The sequence below is a fragment of the Enterobacter sp. EC_64 genome (assembly GCF_019584165.1).
Lineage (GTDB): Bacteria > Pseudomonadota > Gammaproteobacteria > Enterobacterales > Enterobacteriaceae > Enterobacter > Enterobacter roggenkampii.
In genome coordinates this window covers 1-19496 of sequence record NZ_VDAS01000007.1, presented here as the reverse complement: position 1 = coordinate 19496, position 19496 = coordinate 1, and the positions used below count along the sequence as shown (strand labels likewise).

The 19496-nt window shown below is 58.5% G+C and carries 16 protein-coding genes; 10 read left to right on the top strand and 6 right to left on the bottom strand.

Translation table 11 applies throughout. The annotated features are described in order from the left end of the window. Positions 1-17 precede the first annotated feature (17 nt). Both FHC52_RS07240 and FHC52_RS07235 read left to right on the top strand, forming a co-directional pair. Positions 18-500: an L-2-amino-thiazoline-4-carboxylic acid hydrolase gene (locus tag FHC52_RS07240; protein WP_045333844.1), complete on the top strand. Its 483-nt coding sequence runs from the start codon at positions 18-20 to the stop codon at positions 498-500. After that, positions 497-1723, top strand: a complete 1227-nt coding sequence (locus FHC52_RS07235) for a Zn-dependent hydrolase (protein ID WP_220419997.1) — start codon at positions 497-499, stop codon at positions 1721-1723. Before FHC52_RS07240 ends, FHC52_RS07235 begins: the two co-directional genes overlap by 4 nt. Positions 1724-1789: 66 nt before the next feature. Here FHC52_RS07235 and FHC52_RS07230 read toward each other — a convergent pair whose 3' ends face one another. After that, on the bottom strand, positions 1790-3277 hold the full coding sequence (locus tag FHC52_RS07230) for an MFS transporter (RefSeq protein ID WP_039266474.1): 1488 nt from the start codon (positions 3275-3277) through the stop codon (positions 1790-1792). Positions 3278-3394: 117 nt separating this feature from the next. On the opposite strand from FHC52_RS07230, the gene FHC52_RS07225 reads away from it, so the two are divergent. The 6 genes from FHC52_RS07225 to narI all read left to right on the top strand — a co-directional run bounded on the left by FHC52_RS07225 (position 3395) and on the right by narI (position 12247). Further along, positions 3395-3970: a TetR family transcriptional regulator gene (locus tag FHC52_RS07225; RefSeq protein WP_220419996.1), complete on the top strand. Its 576-nt coding sequence runs from the start codon at positions 3395-3397 to the stop codon at positions 3968-3970. A gap of 207 nt (positions 3971-4177) precedes the next feature. Next, positions 4178-5566: a NarK family nitrate/nitrite MFS transporter gene (locus FHC52_RS07220; RefSeq protein ID WP_220419995.1), complete on the top strand. Its 1389-nt coding sequence runs from the start codon at positions 4178-4180 to the stop codon at positions 5564-5566. 27 nt (positions 5567-5593) lie between these two features. After that, positions 5594-9334: a nitrate reductase subunit alpha gene (locus tag FHC52_RS07215; RefSeq protein WP_220419994.1), complete on the top strand. Its 3741-nt coding sequence runs from the start codon at positions 5594-5596 to the stop codon at positions 9332-9334. After that, positions 9331-10875: a nitrate reductase subunit beta gene (gene narH, locus FHC52_RS07210; protein ID WP_220419993.1), complete on the top strand. Its 1545-nt coding sequence runs from the start codon at positions 9331-9333 to the stop codon at positions 10873-10875. The genes FHC52_RS07215 and narH overlap by 4 nt, the downstream gene beginning before the upstream one ends. Further along, positions 10875-11570, top strand: coding sequence for a nitrate reductase molybdenum cofactor assembly chaperone (gene narW / locus FHC52_RS07205; protein ID WP_045410297.1), 696 nt, complete (start codon positions 10875-10877; stop codon positions 11568-11570). The genes narH and narW overlap by 1 nt, the downstream gene beginning before the upstream one ends. Beyond that, positions 11567-12247 (top strand): respiratory nitrate reductase subunit gamma, encoded by a 681-nt coding sequence (gene narI, locus FHC52_RS07200; protein ID WP_014883923.1) that lies wholly within the window; start codon positions 11567-11569, stop codon positions 12245-12247. The genes narW and narI overlap by 4 nt, the downstream gene beginning before the upstream one ends. An 86-nt stretch (positions 12248-12333) precedes the next feature. Here the strand turns inward: narI and FHC52_RS07195 are convergent, their stop codons facing one another. Both FHC52_RS07195 and nhoA read right to left on the bottom strand, forming a co-directional pair. After that, positions 12334-12783, bottom strand: coding sequence for a hypothetical protein (locus FHC52_RS07195; RefSeq protein ID WP_126287843.1), 450 nt, complete (start codon positions 12781-12783; stop codon positions 12334-12336). A gap of 94 nt (positions 12784-12877) precedes the next feature. After that, the gene (gene nhoA, locus FHC52_RS07190) at positions 12878-13723 is read right to left on the bottom strand and encodes an N-hydroxyarylamine O-acetyltransferase (protein WP_220419992.1); all 846 of its coding nucleotides are present in this window, start codon (positions 13721-13723) and stop codon (positions 12878-12880) included. Positions 13724-13831: 108 nt separating this feature from the next. Between nhoA and FHC52_RS07185 the strand changes: the two genes are divergently transcribed. Beyond that, positions 13832-14404 (top strand): flavin reductase family protein, encoded by a 573-nt coding sequence (locus tag FHC52_RS07185; protein WP_220419991.1) that lies wholly within the window; start codon positions 13832-13834, stop codon positions 14402-14404. 35 nt (positions 14405-14439) lie between these two features. On the opposite strand, the gene fusA is transcribed toward FHC52_RS07185, so the two are convergent. Further along, entirely contained in the window at positions 14440-16539 is a 2100-nt protein-coding gene (gene fusA / locus FHC52_RS07180) for an elongation factor G (protein WP_023327565.1), read from the bottom strand. 160 nt (positions 16540-16699) lie between these two features. Between fusA and FHC52_RS07175 the strand changes: the two genes are divergently transcribed. Continuing rightward, a complete protein-coding gene (locus FHC52_RS07175) occupies positions 16700-16999 on the top strand; it encodes a helix-turn-helix transcriptional regulator (protein ID WP_008501755.1) in 300 nt (99 codons plus the stop codon). Here the strand turns inward: FHC52_RS07175 and FHC52_RS07170 are convergent. After that, the gene (locus FHC52_RS07170) at positions 16992-17633 is read right to left on the bottom strand and encodes a helix-turn-helix domain-containing protein (protein ID WP_021240222.1); all 642 of its coding nucleotides are present in this window, start codon (positions 17631-17633) and stop codon (positions 16992-16994) included. The two genes, FHC52_RS07175 and FHC52_RS07170, sit on opposite strands and share 8 nt — an antisense overlap. Before the next feature lie 121 nt (positions 17634-17754). Continuing rightward, positions 17755-19086 carry a 2-hydroxycarboxylate transporter family protein gene (locus FHC52_RS07165; RefSeq protein WP_220419990.1) on the bottom strand — a complete coding sequence of 444 codons (1332 nt, stop codon included), beginning with the start codon at positions 19084-19086 and terminating at the stop codon, positions 17755-17757. Positions 19087-19496: the final 410 nt, after the last annotated feature.

The window sequence follows — 19496 nt, the reverse complement described above, 5'->3', positions numbered from 1 at the left end:
CGCAGCGAGGCAATGTGATGAGTGATAATAATGAGCTGGGCATTCTCGCCCGCCGCAAAATTGAAGCCGAAATTATTAAGCCAATTTATGAAATCCTGGTGCGCGAGATAGGGAAAGACCGCGCCCAGGCGGTGATTGGTGAGGCCATTGAGCAGGCCGCGATTGACGCTGGCAAAGGGTTTGCCAGCAAAGAACCCAACGGCGCAAACATCAAGAGCTTTATCGCCCTGCAGTATCTGTGGGAGAAAGATAACGCCCTGGACGTGAAGGTGATCGACGCCGACGACCAGCAGTACAACTACAACGTGACCCGCTGTCGCTACGCGGAGATGTACCACGAGATGGGGCTGGGCGAAATTGGTCACCTGCTCTCCTGCGCGCGCGATGAAAAATTCATCGTGGGCTATGCGCCCGACGTAGAGCTAACCCGCACCACCACCATTATGCAGGGCGGCGCGTGCTGTGATTTCCGCTACCGCAGCAGTAAGGACAAGCCATGATCCGCGTCAACGCCGAACGGCTGTGGTCAACGCTTGAGATGATGGCGCAGATCGGCGGTACGCCCGCCGGTGGCGTCACCCGTCTGGCAATGAGCGAGGAAGATCGCGTTGCGCGTCATCTGCTGCGCGACTGGGCGCTGGACGCCGGTTTTACCTGTGACGTCGACAGCATGGGCAATATGTTTATCCGTCGTGCGGGGAAAAATCCGCAGCTTGCCCCGGTCATGACCGGTTCGCACGTGGATACGCAGCCGCTGGGGGGGAACTACGACGGGGTTTACGGCGTGCTGGCCGGGCTGGAGCTGCTGCGAACGCTCAACGACCTTCACATTGAGACGGAACGTGACGTTGTGCTGGTCAACTGGACCAACGAAGAAGGCGCGCGCTTCGCGCCAGCCATGCTCTCTTCAGGGGTCTGGACGGGGCAATTTAGCGAAGCGTACGCCCATGCCCGCGCCGATCACGATGGCATCACCGTGGGTGAAGCCCTGGATAACATCGGCTACCGGGGGGAAGCCCCTGCCCGCGCGTTTCCGGTTTACGCCTGCTACGAGCTGCACATCGAGCAGGGCCCGATTCTGGAAGACGAAGGTCTGGATATCGGGCTCGTCCGCGCGGCAATGGGCCAGCGCTGGTTCACCCTGACGCTGGACGGGTTTGCCGCCCACGCGGGCACCACGCCGATGCACAGCCGCCGCGACGCGCTGACCGCCTTCGCGGAGCTGGCGCTGAAGGTGGAGGAGATTGGCTATCGGCATGCGCCGGACGGACGGGCGACGATCGGCATGGCGCAGGTTACGCCAAACTCGCGCAACGTCGTGCCGTCTCGGGTGGTCTGCAGCGTGGAGTTTCGCCATCCGGCGCAGACGGCGCTGGAAGCCATGGAGGCGGCGCTGCATAAGGTGGCTGAAAGCCTGAGCCTGCGCGGGGTGGCGGCTGTCGTTGAGCGCATCTTTGACTACGCGCCCATCGCGTTTGATGCCGAATGTCTGGCCCGCACGGAGAAGGCCGTGGCGGAACTGGGCTACTCGGCGAAACCGATGGTCTCCGGCGCGGGACACGACGCCTGCTATGTGAGCAAAATTGCCCCTGCCAGCATGATTTTTATCCCCTGCGTGAAGGGCATCAGCCATAACGAAGCGGAAAGGATCCTGCCGGAGTGGTCGGAAAAAGGGGCGAACGTGCTGTTGCACAGCGTGTTGGCCGCGGCCCAGGAAAAATAAACCGGGTGGCGCGGCTCGGACAACCGCGCCCGTAGGCCCGGTAAGCGCAGCGCCACCGGGCGTGTTTTACCCCTTCGGCACCTTCGCCAGGCTGAACCAGATCCCCACTGCCAGCAACAGCAGCATTCCGCCTGCACTCCCCAGCGCCACGCTGTGAGAGGTAATAAAGGCGCTTTTCGCCGCCTCAATCACCGGCTCCGCGAGGGACGGCGTCAGTTCCTGCGCCACCTTCATCGCTTCACCAATCGATGACGAGGCTTTATCGACGAGCGAGGCATGCAGCCCCTGCGGCAGCGCAATCGACGCCGAGAAGCTGCGGGTCAACAGCAGGCCAAAAATGGCGATCCCCAGCCCGGCCCCCAGCTCATAGGACATGGTTTCAATGGCTCCGGCGGCAGCCGCCTTCTCTTTCGGCGCGGCCGCCATAATGGCCGAGGTCGAGGCCAGCAGCGCGCTGGCGGCACTGAAGCCGAGCAGCACCATCAGCCCCCACGCCTGCCACTGCTGCGTGCTGAAGTCGAGCGTCGACAGGCCGATAAAGCTGACCGCGCTCAGCCCCATGCCACCCGCAGCGACAATGCGTAGCCCCAGACGGCCCACCAGCACACCGGCAATCGGTCCGCTGAACCCGCTGGCCACCATTACCGGGAGCATAAACATGCCCGCCTCGAACGGCGTAAAGCCGTGGACAAACTGCAGCTCCTGCGCCATCAGCAGCTCAAACCCGACCAGGGCAATCATGGCGGTCATCGCCATGACCACGCCGCTCAGAATGATGCGATGGCAGAACAGGCGCATGTCGATCATCGGCACGCGGGCGCGAAGCTGGATGCGCACAAAAATAAACAGCATCACGGCACCCGTCAGCAGGGTACACGCCACCTGCCACGGCGCCAGAGCGCCCTTAAGCGCGGTTTTGGCGCTGTAGACCAGCAGCAAAATCGCCACAATCAGCATGATGGCATGGCTGATATTCAGCGGCTGCTCCGGTCGGCCCTGCTGACGGGGGACAAAACGCGCGGCCAGCGACACCACCACCAGCACAATCGGTACGTTGATCAAAAACACCGATCCCCAGTAAAAATGCTCCAGCAGCATACCGCCAATCAGCGGGCCAAACGCTGCCCCGCCGGAACCGACCGCCGCCCAGACGCCGAGCGCGATGTTGCGATCTTTCGCGTCGGTAAAGAGCGTGCGGATCCCCGCCAGAGTGGCAGGAATGATCATGGCCGCACCAATCGCCAGCGAGGCGCGCGCCGCGATCAGCCACCCTGCTGAGGGGGCAAACGCTGCCGCCAGCGATGACAGGCCAAACAGCGTGCTGCCGATCATCAACAACCGTTTAAAACCGATGCGGTCACCCAGGGCGCCCATCGGCAGCACCATTCCCGCCATCACCAGCGAGTAAATATCGATGATCCACAATAATTCATTGCCGCTGGCGCCCAGCGTCATGCTCAATGTCGGCGCCGCTACGTGCAGCACCGTCGCGTCAATCGCCACCGGGATATACACCAGCACGATAATCACTAACGCTAACCACTGACGAAACATAAATTTCCTTTTCATCTCAAACCTGGACACATGTCCAGATTGCGATCCTACGTAAAGTTGAACGCGTGTCCAGCTTTTTGTTACACTCGTTTCATTCCTATTGAGAGTAGTGAAAAAATGCAATATTTGAGCAAGGAAGAGAGACGGGAAGCGATCCTGCAGGCCGCGATGCGCGTGGCGCTGGCCGAGGGGCTGGCAGCCATGACGGTACGGCGAATTGCCGCTGAAGCGGGCGTCGCGACCGGACAGGTCCACCACCACTTCGCCTCCGGCGGCGAGCTAAAATCGCTGGCCTTTGTGCGCGTGATCCGCGAGCTGCTGGATGCCGACGTGGTGGGTGAAAACGCCAGCTGGCGGGAACGGCTGCACAGCATGCTCGGCAGTGACGACGGCGGGCTTGAGCCTTACATTCGCCTCTGGCGGGAAGCTCAAATTCTCGCCAGCCGGGATCCTGAAATCAACGCGGCTTACGCCCTGACCATGGAGATGTGGCATCAGGAGACCGTGGCGATTATCCGCGCCGGGGCGGAGGCCAGCGCCTTTACGCTTACCGATCGCGCGGAAAATATTGCCTGGCGATTGATCGGGCTGGTTTGTGGGCTTGATGGGATCACGATTTTAAATATGCCCGAAATGGACGATGCGGCGTTTAATAAGCATCTCGATAAACTTATCTCCCTCGAATTGGGTTAATACTCCCAACGGAGTATTATTTACCGCGAGTTTTACAATTAGTAACACATTAAGCGAACCCATATTTCCTTTCGAATCTCAGGGGTTCGCTTTTTTATCTATCCTTTCAGTTGTATCCAAAAACATCCAATAAACCAACCAGCGCACTCACATCTATCTAACTGTTTTCATTTGTTTTCTCTTCATTCTGGCGAGCAAGAGGGTGATATGTCACAACAAAGTGAGAAGAGTAATCCGCATCTGTTAAGTAACTGGAAACCGGAAAATGTGCAATTTTGGGAAAACAAAGGAAAACATATCGCGCGAAGAAACCTGTGGATTTCTGTCGCCTGTTTGCTGTTAGCGTTTTGCGTCTGGATGTTATTTAGCGCCATTGCCGTCAATCTGAATAAAGTCGGATTTCATTTCACCACCGATCAACTTTTTATGCTAACGGCATTACCTTCTCTCTCCGGCGCGATATTGCGCGTCCCCTATTCGTTTATGGTACCCATATTTGGCGGACGATACTGGACGGTATTGAGTACCGTCATCCTGATCATTCCCTGCGTCTGGCTGGGGATGGCCATCCAGAACACCGCGACGCCTTACTGGATCTTTATCGTGATTGCCCTGCTCTGCGGCTTTGCAGGCGCCAACTTTGCCTCCAGCATGGGCAACATTAGCTTCTTCTTCCCCAAGGCAAAACAGGGTAGCGCGCTCGGTATTAACGGCGGGCTCGGCAACCTGGGCGTCAGCGTGATGCAGCTGGTCGCGCCGCTGGTGATCTTCCTGCCGATGTTTACCTTCCTGGGCGTGGAGGGCGTACCGCAGGATGACGGTTCCACCCTGTGGCTGGCCAATGCGGCCTGGATATGGGCGCCGCTGCTGCTGCTGGCCACCCTTGCGGCCTTCTTTGGAATGAACGATATCGCCAGCTCTAAGGCCTCTATCGCCAGCCAGCTCCCGGTGCTGAAGCGCTTTCATCTCTGGCTGCTGAGCCTGCTTTATCTGGCGACCTTCGGCTCGTTTATCGGCTTCTCGGCGGGCTTTGCCATGCTGTCAAAAACCCAGTTTCCGGACGTCAACATTCTGCACCTCGCCTTCTTTGGCCCCCTAATCGGTGCGCTGGCGCGATCAGCGGGCGGGATGATCTCTGACAAACTGGGCGGCGTGCGGGTCACGCTGATTAACTTCGTCTTTATGGCCCTCTTCAGCGCCCTGATCTTCCTGACGCTGCCCGGCTCTGGCTCCGGCAGCTTCGTCGCGTTCTACCTGGTCTTTATGGGGCTGTTCCTCACCGCCGGGCTCGGCAGCGGATCGACCTTCCAGATGATCGCGATTATTTTCCGCCAAATCACGCTCGACCGCGTCAAAAAACAGGGCGGCACGGACGAGCAGGCGCAGCACGAAGCGGTGACAGAGACCGCCGCCGCGCTGGGCTTTATCTCCGCTATCGGCGCCGTTGGCGGGTTCTTCATTCCCAAAGCCTTTGGCACCTCGCTGGCAATGACCGGATCGCCGGTCGGCGCCATGAAGGTGTTCCTCGTGTTTTACATCGTCTGCGTGCTCGTTACCTGGCTGGTGTATGGCCGCAAATCCGCAAAACAAGAATAACTACACGTCCGAAGCAGGAGAAATGTCATGAGCAAACTGTTGGATCGCTTTCGTTATTTCAAAACAAAGGGGGACAGCTTCGCCAACGGGCACGGGCAGGTATATAACACCAACCGCGACTGGGAGGACGGCTACCGCCAGCGCTGGCAGTTCGACAAGATCGTGCGCTCCACCCACGGCGTGAACTGTACCGGCTCCTGCAGCTGGAAGATTTATGTCAAAAACGGCCTGGTGACCTGGGAAACCCAGCAGACCGACTATCCGCGCACCCGCCCTGACCTGCCCAACCACGAACCGCGCGGCTGCCCGCGCGGGGCGAGCTACTCGTGGTATCTCTATAGCGCCAACCGTCTTAAATACCCGCTGGTGCGCCGCAGGCTGATTGAGCTGTGGCGCGAGGCGCTGGCGCAGCATACCGATCCGGTGCTGGCCTGGGACGCCATCCAGAGCGATCCGCAAAAGGCGCAAAGCTACAGGAAGGCGCGGGGTAAAGGCGGGTTTATCCGCTCGAACTGGAAAGAGCTGAACCAGCTGATTGCCGCCGCCAACGTCTGGACCATCAAAAACTACGGCCCGGACCGCGTGGCCGGTTTTTCCCCTATTCCGGCGATGTCGATGGTCTCCTACGCCGCCGGCACGCGCTATCTTTCCCTGCTGGGCGGTACCTGCCTGAGCTTCTACGACTGGTACTGCGACCTGCCGCCGGCGTCGCCGATGACCTGGGGCGAGCAGACCGACGTGCCGGAGTCCGCCGACTGGTACAACTCCAGCTATATCATCGCCTGGGGCTCGAACGTGCCGCAGACGCGTACTCCGGACGCCCATTTCTTCACCGAGGTGCGCTACAAGGGCACCAAAACCGTCGCCATCACGCCGGACTTCTCGGAAGTCGCGAAGCTGAGCGACCAGTGGCTGTCCCCCAAACAGGGCACCGACAGCGCCCTCGCCATGGCGATGGGCCACGTGATCCTCAAAGAATTTCACCTCGATAACCCGAGCGACTACTTCCTTAACTACTGCCGCCGCTATACCGATATGCCGATGCTGGTGCTGTTGGACGAGCAGGAAGACGGTCGCGTGGTGCCTGGGCGTATGCTGCGCGCCTCGGACCTTGTCGACGGGCTGGGGGAAGCCAATAACCCGGAGTGGAAGACCGTCGCCTTTGACGTAGCCGGAAACCTGGTGGTGCCAAACGGCTCCATCGGCTTCCGCTGGGGAGAAAAAGGCAAATGGAACCTGGAGCCACAGGCTGCGGGCCACGACACCGAACTGACGCTGTCGCTGCTCATTACCCACGACAGCGTGGCCGATGTCGCCTTCCCCTACTTTGGCGGCAACGAGAACCCGCATTTCCGCAGCGTGAAGCAGGATCCGGTGCTGACGCGCCGCGTGCCGAGCAAAACCCTGACGCTTGCCGACGGCAGCGAGAAGCGCGTGGTCAGCGTTTACGATCTGGTGCTGGCGAACTACGGTCTCGATCGCGGTCTGGAGGACAGCAACGCCGCAGAGAGCTATGACCAGGTCAAAGCCTATACCCCCGCCTGGGGCGAGCAGATCACCGGCGTGCCCGCCCGGCTGATTGAAAAAATCGCCCGCGAGTTTGCCGACACGGCGCACAAAACCCACGGCCGGTCGATGATCATTCTCGGTGCAGGGGTGAACCACTGGTACCACATGGACATGAACTACCGCGGGATGATCAACATGCTGGTCTTCTGCGGCTGCGTCGGGCAGAGCGGCGGCGGCTGGTCGCACTATGTCGGCCAGGAGAAGCTGCGCCCGCAAACCGGCTGGCTGCCGCTGGCCTTCGCGCTCGACTGGAACCGTCCGCCGCGCCAGATGAACAGCACCTCCTTCTTCTACAACCACGCCAGCCAGTGGCGCTACGAGAAGCTGACCGCGCAGGAGCTGCTCTCTCCGCTGGCGGACGCCTCGAGGTTCACCGGCCACCTGATTGATTTCAACGTCCGCGCCGAGCGCATGGGCTGGCTGCCGTCGGCGCCGCAGCTCAACCTCAACCCTCTGCACATAAAGGCCCGCGCGGACGCGGCGGGCATGACGCCGCAGGAGTACACCGTTCAGGCGTTAAAATCGGGCGATATCCGCTTCGCCTGCGAGCAGCCGGACAACGGTAAGAACCATCCGCGCAACCTGTTCGTCTGGCGCTCTAACCTGCTCGGCTCGTCCGGGAAAGGCCATGAGTACATGCTGAAATACCTGCTCGGCACCGAGAGCGGGATTCAGGGCGAGGATTTGGGCTCAACCGACGACGTGAAGCCTGAGGAAGTGGAGTGGCAGACCGCCGCCATTGAGGGCAAGCTCGACCTGCTGGTCACGCTCGACTTCCGCATGTCCAGCACCTGCCTGTTCTCGGATATCGTCCTGCCGACCGCCACCTGGTATGAAAAAGACGATATGAATACCTCGGACATGCATCCGTTTATTCACCCGCTCTCGGCCGCCGTCGACCCGGCGTGGGAGTCCCGCAGCGACTGGGAGATCTACAAGGGCATCGCCAACGTCTTCTCCGAGGTCTGCGTCGGGCATCTCGGCACCGAAACGGACGTGGTGCTACAGCCGCTACAGCACGACTCCCCCGCGGAGCTGTCGCAGCCGTTTGACATACAGGACTGGCGCAAAGGGGAATGCGATCTGATCCCCGGTAAAACGGCGCCGAACATCGCGGTCGTCGAGCGGAACTACCCGGAAACTTACGAGCGCTTCACCGCCCTCGGCCCGCTGATGGACACGCTCGGCAACGGCGGGAAAGGCATATCGTGGAACACGCAGAACGAGGTTGATTTCCTCGGCAAGCTCAACTACGTCAAGCTCGACGGCCCGGCGAAAGGCCGCCCGCGCATTGAAACTGCCATTGACGCTTCAGAGGTGATCCTCGCCCTTGCGCCGGAAACCAACGGCCAGGTGGCGGTGAAGGCCTGGGAAGCGCTCGGCGAACTGACCGGGCGCAATCACACCCATCTGGCGCTGAACAAGGAAGATGAGAAGATCCGCTTCCGCGATATCCAGGCGCAGCCGCGTAAAATCATCTCCAGCCCAACCTGGTCCGGCCTGGAGAGCGAGCACGTCTCCTATAACGCGGGCTATACCAACGTTCACGAGCTGATCCCGTGGCGTACACTTTCCGGCCGCCAGCAGCTGTATCAGGATCATCCCTGGATGCGCGCCTTCGGCGAAAGTCTGGTGGCCTATCGTCCACCGATTGACACCCGCAGCGTCACCCATATGCGCGAGATCCCGCCGAACGGCTTCCCGGAAAAAGCGCTCAATTTCCTGACGCCGCACCAGAAATGGGGCATTCACTCCACCTACAGCGAAAACCTGCTGATGCAGACCCTGTCGCGCGGCGGGCCGATTGTCTGGATCAGCGAAACCGACGCCCGCGAGCTGGGCATTGAGGACAACGACTGGATCGAGGCCTTCAACGCCAACGGCGCCCTCACCGCCCGCGCGGTGGTCAGCCAGCGCGTGCCGCCGGGCATGACCATGATGTATCACGCTCAGGAGCGCATCCTGAACATTCCGGGTTCCGAGGTGACCGGACGGCGCGGCGGGATCCACAACTCTGTCACCCGCGTCTGCCCGAAACCGACGCACATGATCGGCGGCTACGCCCAGCTGGCGTATAGCTTCAACTATTACGGCACCGTCGGCTCCAACCGCGACGAGTTCATCATGATCCGCAAAATGAAAAACATTAACTGGCTGGACGGCGAAGGTCGGGATCAGGTCCAGGAGGCGAAAAAATGAAAATACGCTCACAGGTTGGCATGGTTCTGAATCTCGATAAATGCATCGGCTGCCACACCTGCTCGGTCACCTGCAAGAACGTCTGGACCGGGCGTGAAGGGATGGAATATGCGTGGTTCAACAACGTGGAGACCAAACCGGGGATCGGCTACCCGAAAAACTGGGAGGATCAGGAGGAGTGGCAAGGCGGCTGGATCCGCGGCATTCACGGCAAGCTGACCCCACGCCTCGGCGGCAAAATGGGCGTGCTGTCGAAGATTTTCGCCAACCCCGTTCTGCCGCAGATTGACGATTATTACGAACCCTTCACCTTTGACTATCAGGATCTGCACCGCGCCCCGGAGGGGGATCACCTCCCTACCGCCCGCCCGCGCTCGCTGATTGACGGCAAGCGCATGGACAAAATCGTCTGGGGCCCCAACTGGGAGGAGCTGCTGGGGGGCGAGTTCGAAAAACGCGCCCGCGACCGCAACTTCCAGAAGATCCAGAAGGAGATGTACGGCCAGTTCGAAAACACCTTCATGATGTACCTGCCGCGCCTGTGCGAGCACTGTCTCAACCCGAGCTGCGTCGCCACCTGCCCGAGCGGCGCGATTTACAAGCGCGAAGAGGACGGCATTGTGCTGATCGACCAGGACAAATGCCGCGGCTGGCGCCTGTGCATCAGCGGCTGTCCCTACAAGAAAATCTACTTCAACTGGAAGAGCGGCAAGTCAGAAAAATGCATCTTCTGCTACCCGCGCATTGAGTCCGGCCAGCCGACCGTCTGCTCGGAAACCTGCGTCGGGCGCATCCGCTACCTCGGCGTGCTGCTGTATGACGCGGACCGCATTGAAGAGGCGGCCAGCACCGAGCATGAAACCGATCTGTACGAGCGCCAGTGCGACGTGTTCCTCAACCCGAACGATCCGGCGGTGATTGAGGAAACGCTGAAGCAGGGTATTCCGCAGAACGTGATTGACGCCGCCCAGCGTTCCCCGGTCTACAAAATGGCGATGGACTGGAAGCTGGCCCTGCCGCTGCACCCGGAATACCGCACCCTGCCGATGGTCTGGTACGTGCCGCCGCTGTCGCCGATTCAATCCTACGCGGACGCCGGCGGCCTGCCGCAGAGCGACGGCGTTCTTCCCGCAGTCGAAAGCCTGCGCATTCCGGTGCAGTATCTGGCGAACATGCTCAGCGCGGGCGATACCGGCCCGGTGCTGCGCGCCCTGAAGCGCATGATGGCAATGCGTCACTACAAGCGTTCCCAGACCGTGGAAGGCGTGACCGATACCCGCGCCATTGAAGAGGTCGGCCTGACCGAAGCGCAGGTTGAGGAGATGTACCGCTATCTCGCCATCGCTAACTACGAAGACCGCTTCGTGATCCCGACCAGCCACCGCGAAATGGCGCGCGACGCCTTCCCGGAGAAAAACGGCTGCGGCTTCACCTTCGGCGACGGCTGCCACGGCTCCGATACGAAATTCAACCTCTTCAACAGCAGCCGCATCGACGCGATCAACATCACCGAGGTGCGCGAAAATGGGGAGGGAGAGTAATGCAGATCCTCAAAATCATCGCGCTGCTGATCGAGTATCCCGATGAGACCCTGTGGGAAAACCGTGATGAAGCGCTTTCGTTAATTGCGCAGGACGCGCCCATGATGCTGCCGTTTGCCCGCCAGCACCTGAGCGCCCCGCTGCTGGATAAACAGGCCGAATGGTGTGAGGTGTTTGAGCGCGGTCGCGCAACGTCCCTGCTGCTGTTCGAGCACGTTCACGCCGAGTCCCGCGATCGCGGTCAGGCGATGGTCGATCTGATGAGCCAGTATGAGAAAGCCGGTCTGGTGCTGGACTGCCGCGAGCTGCCGGACTATCTGCCGCTGTACCTGGAATACCTGAGCATCGTGACCGACGACGAGGCGCGTGAAGGATTGCAAAATGTCGCGCCGATCCTGGCGCTGATTGGTGGTCGCCTCAAGCAGCGCGGCGTGGCGCACTATCAGCTGTTTGACGCCCTGCTGACGATGGCCGGTACGCGGCTTTCCAGCGACAGCGTGGCGAAACAGGTGTCCGGTGAAAAACGGGATGATACCCGTCAGGCGCTGGACGCCGTGTGGGAAGAGGAACAGGTGAAGTTTATCGAAGACAACGCCACATCGTGCGACAGCTCGCCGATGCAGCAATATCAACGACGCTTTAGCCAGGACGTCGCGCCGCAGTACGTGGACGTCAGTGCCGGAGGCCCAAAATGACACACTACCTGAACGTGTTTTTCTATGACATTTATCCGTACATCTGCGCCACCGTGTTTTTCCTCGGCAGCTGGTTGCGCTACGACTACGGGCAGTACACCTGGCGCGCCTCGTCAAGCCAGATGCTCAGCAAGCGCGGGATGAACTGGGCCTCTAACCTGTTTCATATCGGGATTCTGGGGATCTTCTTCGGGCACCTGTTCGGCATGTTAACCCCGCACTGGATGTACGCCTGGTTTTTACCCGTCGCGGTTAAGCAGCAGCTGGCCATGATTGCGGGAGGGATCTGCGGCGTGCTGACGCTGATCGGCGGGTCGATGCTGCTGATTCGCCGCTTGTTCAACCAGCGGGTGCGTGCCACCTCCACCACACCGGATATCATCATTATGAGTATCCTGCTGATACAGTGCATTCTGGGGCTATCGACCATTCCTTTCTCCGCGCAATATCCTGACGGAAGCGAGATGATGAAGCTGGTGGGCTGGGCGCAGGGGATCGTGACGTTTAAGGGCGGTTCATCAGAAATGCTGAGCGGCGTGGCGCCGATCTTCCGCGTGCATCTGGTGTTGGGGATGACGATCTTCCTCATCTTCCCCTTCACCCGCCTGGTGCACGTGTGGAGCGCGCCGTTTGAGTACTTTACGCGGCGGTATCAGGTGGTGAGATCGCGCCGTTGATTTGTCGGGTGGCGGCTACGCCTTACCCGACCTACGTTCACACGCCCGTAGGCCCGGTCAGGTGTAGACGCCACCGGGCCGCAATGTCAGAACAAAGTACTTCCGCTGACGACTGAAATAACCAACAGCAGCAGCAACACTGTGACAATCAGACCAAAAGCCAGTAACGCCGCATGAAAAGCGAGCGTGGCCCCGGAAAAAAACAGTGCACCACTCACCCCCCATCTGTTCTCTTTGCGCATCCCAGCCGTGAAGGCAAGCCCTAATGCCACAACGGATAAAATTATTCCGCTATTGATAAGAATGCTGTCGATATCGAACGCTTTCTTTTTTGCCTCAACGGCCGGCTGTTCTCCCTTTATGCCAGCAATGATCCCTTTTTTTACCGCCGAAACCTTTTCAGCCACAACAATTTCAAGCGCCGTCGACTTTGTCGAAAAAGGACCAAAGGTGAACTGCACTAATGAGAGAAGCAGTGCAATAACCCCGAGTAACATTCCCACTGAACTGAATTTATTCCGCAACAAGATTTCCATATCAGCATGCCTTTGACGATGTTTAAACTAACCTGCCGGGTGGCGGCCTGTGTTCGGTCACCCGTAGGCCCGGTAAGGCGTAGCCGCCACCGGGCTATTTCCCTGCCTGCGGATGCGTATCAAACCCCGCCATCACCGCCGTCAGCTCGGCCAGGGTAAAGCCGTGCTTCGGGTCATCAACGCCCAGGCCAAACCGCTCCTGCAGCAGCTTATACAGCGCCTCCGCATCCGGCAAATGGATCTGCTCCTCCACATGACCGTTCTGCCAGTGGGTAAAGTTGAAGTTGGTCAGCGTCAGCTTGCCGCCGTCCGGCAGATGGCGGCACATCAGCAGATGATGACGGAAGTGCGACTGCGGCCAGTGCGCCGACCAGAAATTTCCCATCACGTAATCACTGAAATACTGCGTCGTCAGGTCAAAGTGGTACATCGACTGCCAGTGCTCGTGGTGGCGGTACTGCAGCACCCAGTCGTTGCCCTCGCTCAGCAGACGATACAGACCGTGCGGCGTTTCCTGCTCCTCGTTAGCGAGTAAACGAATCGGCGCCGTCAGCGTCTGGCCGCCAAACCCCACGTCCGCAATCCAGCGCTCACCGTTAAGCTCAACCAGCAGCAGGCGGTGCGTGCGCGGCGGCATTTGCGGCGGGCTCGCTAATACCACGCGCCCCAATACGCTGCGCACGGTAAACCCGACGTCACGCAATACCCGCTCAAACAGGCCGTTTTGCTCAAAGCAGTATCCCCCACGACGGGCGGTCAGCAATTTGTCGACCAGACACTGGTCTTCGAGATGAATTTCGCGCGGCAGGACGACATCGATATTCTCAAACGGGATCGCGCAGTTGTGATGTAAATGCAGTGCGCGCAGGGTGTCTATATCAGCAGAAGCCGGTTGCTTCCAGCCGATGCGGGCGAAATAGGTGGTCAGAAAGGGGGACATATATCAGTTTCCTTTGATAGTGATGCTGTGTTTATAAACTAATTCTACGCGCTCACTTTGATTTACGTGCTTTTTCGTCATACTCATCGTTACAGATGAGGAGATCCTATGAGCCACTTTCGCCCTGTTGAATTACGTCATGCCAGCCGTCTGCTCAACCACGGTCCTACCGTACTGATTACCAGTCGTGATGAAACGATCGACAGACGTAACGTTATGGCCGCCGCATGGTCCATGCCCGTTGAGTTTGAACCGCCACGCGTCACGATAGTCGTGGATAAAAGTACCTGGTCACGCGAGCTGATCGAACGCAGCGGGAAATTTGGCATCGTCATTCCCGGCGTGGCGGCGGCCAACTGGACTTACGCGGTGGGCAGCGTCAGCGGGCGCGACGAGGACAAATTCAACTGTTACGGGATCCCGGTCGTGAATGGCCCGGAGCTCGGCCTGCCGGTCATTGAAGAGAAATGCCTGGCGTGGATGGAATGCCGGTTATTACCCGTGACCTCTGCGGCAGAGAAATATGACACGCTGTTTGGTGAAGTGGTTTCAGCGGCAGCGGATGAGCGGGCGTTTATTGCCGGACGCTGGCAGTTTGACGGGGATAAGCTCAATACCCTGCATCATCTTGGAGCCGGGACGTTTGTGGCGAGCGGGAAGATGGTGAAGGCGCTGGATTGAGAAAACCCTCCCCCTAATGGGAGAGGGTGACCGTATTACTTCGCACGCCGTGCAATAATCTCATCCGCAACATTCCGCGGGGCTTCCGCAAAATGGTGGAACTCCATCGTATACGTCGCGCGTCCCTGGGACATCGAGCGCAATGTCGTGGCATAACCAAACATCTCCGCCAGCGGCACGTCAGCGCGAATAATCTGGCTTCCGTACTGCTCTGCCATCCCCTGCACCATGCCGCGGCGGGAAGAGAGATCGCCCATGATGTTACCGGCGTACTCTTCCGGTGTTTCCACCTCCACGTGCATGATCGGCTCAAGGATCGCCGGATCCGCCCTGCGGGCGCCCTCTTTAAAGCCGAGGATCGCCGCCATGCGGAACGCCATCTCCGAGGAGTCGACGTCGTGATACGAGCCAAACGTCAGCGTCGCTTTAACATCGACGACCGGATAGCCCGCCAGCACGCCGCTGTTCATCGCTTCCCGCAGCCCTTTCTCAACGGAGGGGATATACTCGCGCGGCACCACGCCGCCCTTGGTGGCATCTTCAAATTTAAAACCACTTCCGGGCTCCAGAGGCTCCAGACTCAGGACCACATGGCCGTACTGCCCTTTACCGCCGGACTGTCGGACAAATTTGCCCTCGATGTCCTTCACCGTTTTACGCAGAGTTTCACGGTAGGTCACCTGCGGACGACCGATATTTGCCTCGACGCCAAACTCACGCTTCATGCGGTCGACGATAATCTCGAGGTGTAGCTCACCCATCCCGGAGATAATGGTCTGACCGGACTCTTCGTCAGTGTGCAGGCGGAAAGACGGATCTTCCGCCGCCAGACGCTGCAGCGCGATGCCCATTTTCTCCTGATCGCCTTTGGTTTTCGGCTCAATCGCCAGCGAGATCACCGGGTCCGGGAACTCCATGCGCTCAAGCGTAATGACGGCGTTCGGATCGGTGAGCGTGTCGCCGGTGGTTACGTCTTTTAACCCGACACAGGCCGCGATATCCCCGGCGCGCAGTTCATCCACCTCGTGGCGATCGTTGGCATGCATCAGTACGATTCGCCCGATGCGCTCTTTCTTCCCTTTCACCGGGTTATACACCGCGTCGCCTTTACGCAGCACGCCAGAATAGACGCGGATAAAGGTCAGCTGCCCGACGTACGGATCGCTCATCAGCTTGAACGCCAGCGCCGAGAACGGCTCATCATCGCTCGGGTGACGCTCCGCGTGCTGCCCTTTTTCATCCACGCCATCAATGGCCGGCACGTCCAGCGGCGACGGCATCAGCTCGATCACCGCATCGAGCATGCGCTGCACGCCTTTGTTTTTGAAGGCGCTGCCGCACAGCATCGGTTGGATTTCCCCGGCAATGGTGCGAATACGCAGCCCTTTGATGATTTCAGCTTCATCAAGATTGCCCGTTTCCAGGTACTTATCCATCAGTTCATCGCTTGCTTCCGCCGCCGCAGAGACCATTTTTTCGCGCCACTCTTGCGCGGTACTGAGCAGATCGTCAGGTACTGGCGCATAGTTAAACGCCATGCCCTGAGTGGCATCGTCCCACAGAATGGTGCGCATTTTGATCAGATCCACCACGCCGGTGAAATGATCTTCGGCACCCACCGGGATGACAATCGGCACCGGATTGGCCTTCAGGCGTTCCTGCATCATCCGCACGACGCGGAAGAAGTCGGCACCCGGACGGTCCATTTTGTTGACGAAGGCCAGACGCGGTACGTGATATTTATTGGCCTGACGCCAGACGGTTTCCGACTGCGGCTGCACGCCGCCCACGGAGTCATACACCATCACGGCACCGTCGAGTACGCGCATGGAACGTTCCACCTCAATGGTGAAATCCACGTGCCCCGGGGTGTCGATGATGTTAATCCGGTGCGGCTCATAGCCTCTGTCCATGCCTGGCCAGAAGCAGCTGACCGCCGCGGACGTAATGGTGATCCCGCGCTCTTGCTCCTGCGCCATCCAGTCAGTGGTTGCCGCGCCATCGTGTACTTCACCCAGCTTGTGGCTCATCCCGGTATAAAACAGGATGCGCTCGGTGGTGGTGGTTTTACCGGCATCGATATGCGCGGAGATACCGATGTTGCGATAACGTTCGAGAGGGATGGGTCGGGGCATGATATTTCCTTAGTCAGTATGACGTGTTTGTGACGACCAGGATGGTCGTGCATTCGTTCGTTTGCTATAATAGTCCTATTGTACGAGTATTATCGAACTATTTTTTAAGGGTTGACCTATTGTTGATATAGCTCAATCTGACGCCATACGCAGGAAAACGATGATCCCTAACCACCCTGAAACTGAACAAATACTGCTGGAAAATGTGCTCTTTGCCCTCGGCAACCCGCTCCGGCTATCGATTATTCGCCGGCTCGCCGACGGCAGCGAACTGAGCTGTAACGCGCTGCGCCCGGAGGACGTGGTGAAGTCCACGATGACCCATCACTGGCGCGTATTGCGCGACAGCGGGGTCATCTGGCAGCGTCCGCAGGGACGCGAAAACATGATTTCATTGCGACGAGACGATCTGGATACCCGTTTTCCAGGGTTGATGGCGATCCTGCTGCAGGTTAAGTAATTTCAGTCCCTTCCAGGCGATAGACCGGGACCTGCCGGGTTGTTTTGGTAAGCGTATCGAACACCTCGGCGTTGGACGTCACGATCCGCATCCCTGTTTTGCGTAACCGTTGTACATCAGCCGCGATGCGCTGAATGCCAAACCAGAAAAGCCCGTCAAGCGCGGTTACAGACAGCCCGTTGTCCAGCGCCAGTTTGAGGCGTTCCTTTGGCGCTTTCACCTGCTGGGCAATTTGTCGGTAGGACGCTTCCGTCGCGCCCGTGGCGTCACTGCGCTGGATCCGCGTCTTCAGGTGATAGGTAAACTCGTCAGGTATGCCGTCCAGATCCCGTTTAAGGCTGTAGACGCAGCCAAAGCGCTTGCCATTGAAAAGAACATTTTTCTGACTGAGCTGAAGCTCTTTCCTGACGGCATCAATCAACTGGGGCGCACGGGTGAGAAGCAGCCTGAAGGGCAGCTCGAAGCTGGTGACGTAATCCACATTAAGCAACGCGAGGCGCAGCCGCTCCTCTGCACCGGCCTTTTGCTCACGACACTCCTCCAGAACCTCTGCCCACTGGCGCGTCAGGCGCTCCGGTTCGGCAGCTTCGGTCAGGAGATATTTTTCAATCTGATAATCAACTCTTCCGGTCATCGTGGGGTATCCCGTCGCTGTGGCTGCGGTAATTCTATACAGCGCGGTGAGTTTTATAAAGGACTGAACCGCAGCGACACGCTGTAAATGTCGTTGCGATTCAGTATCCTGCCGATTCGAATCAGTGCGCCATAATCCAGCCCATCAACAGCGTGGCGAAAATCACCGTTGAGGCACCGCCAATACGCGTCGCGATCTGCGCGAACGGCATAAGCGACATGCGGTTGGAGGCGGACAGAATGGCCACATCTCCCGTACCGCCCAGCCCACTGTGGCAGCAGGTCACAATCGCCGCTTCCACCGGGTACATATTCAGACGCGACGCAATCACGTAGCCGCTCAGCGCCATCGCAATCACCACCGATCCGCATACCACTACATAGCCCACCGAGAAGACCGACACCACGCTTTCGAGCGGCACGTATAGCATCCCGAGGCCGATCATCAGCGGCCAGACCAGCGCAGCCGAAACGAATTTATAGCAGCTGTGCGCCCCCTGCTCCATTGAGGCCGGGATCACCCTGAAGTATTTACACAGGACGGCAATCAGGATCATCAGCACCGGGCCGGGAATATGGACCAGTTTTTCAAACAAGCCTCCGACGATGAAAAACGCGCACACCATCAGCAATCCGCCGCCCATCAAATGAAAATCCGTCTGCTGAGCGCCAGGCGCCCCGGCGAACAGGCTGGCGTCGTCTTTACTCCGCGTGAGCATGCCATTTCCCGAAAGCGAAGGACGTTTCGTCCCAAGACGCGCCAGCGAGCCGGCACAAATAATGGCGAAGATATTTCCGACGACCGCAGCGGGAGCCAGCTGCGCCACGTAGACGTCCGGCGTCTGCCCCAGGATTGCCGAATAGGCCAGAGACAGGGGCAAAATCCCCTCGCCAATTCCACCGCCAATGATAGGGACAATGATAAAGAAGAAGGTGTGGTAAGGCGTATACCCAAACAGCGTTCCCACAATAAGCCCGCTCAGCACGGCCATCAGTGTTCCCGCCACCAGCGGAATAAACATGCGCATCATGCCCTGGATCAGCAGCACCCGGTTCATCCCCAGGATGCTGCCGACCACCAGGCAGGCGATGACGAAATAGAGCAGATTCGCCTCCTTCATCAGCAGATGCACCGTATCAAGGGTTTGTATCCCGAATGCGCCAAAATAGACCAGCACGGAAGGCACCATCAGACACAGGATCGCCGGGCCGCCGATGTCCTTCAGCACGGGGATTTGACGCCCCACTTTGGCAAACGCAAAGCCAAGGGTCATGATGACCGCCAGTCCGCCAATCATATTTTTCGGCAGCAGCCCTGCCCAGGCGGACGTCGCCACAATCGCGGCAATCCCGACGAACAGCATCAGCGGAACCGCGCCCACCTCGGTCGTGTTAAGCCCAAAAGCAAAACGCGAGGTCGACAGCGCGGAAGTCGGTACAGGATTATCTTTCATATAATCACCTGAAATTTGTGTTCGGATATACAGAGAAAGGAATAAGCGGAAAACTATTCCTGATTCGAATAAATGTTCTTAAATAGAAAATAATGACTTTGGTGGCCTTTTCTCAAAAACAGGCTCAGCGTGAAATTAACATGGGCTTTCGAAGAGAAATGTGAACACAACAGCCCTTTCCTTTTAAATAATTTAATTCATTATTATGTAACTAAAGTTATTCATGGCATTCAATGCAATTCTTTTGAAATTAATAAAACCAGAAATAATGTGACCCTTATCACTCCTGCTCCGTTAGGGAAGGTGCGAATAAGCGGGGAAATTCTTCTCGGCTGACTCAGTCATTTCATTTCTTCATGTTTGAGCCGATTTTTTCTCCCGTAAATGCCTTGAATCAGCCTATTTAGACC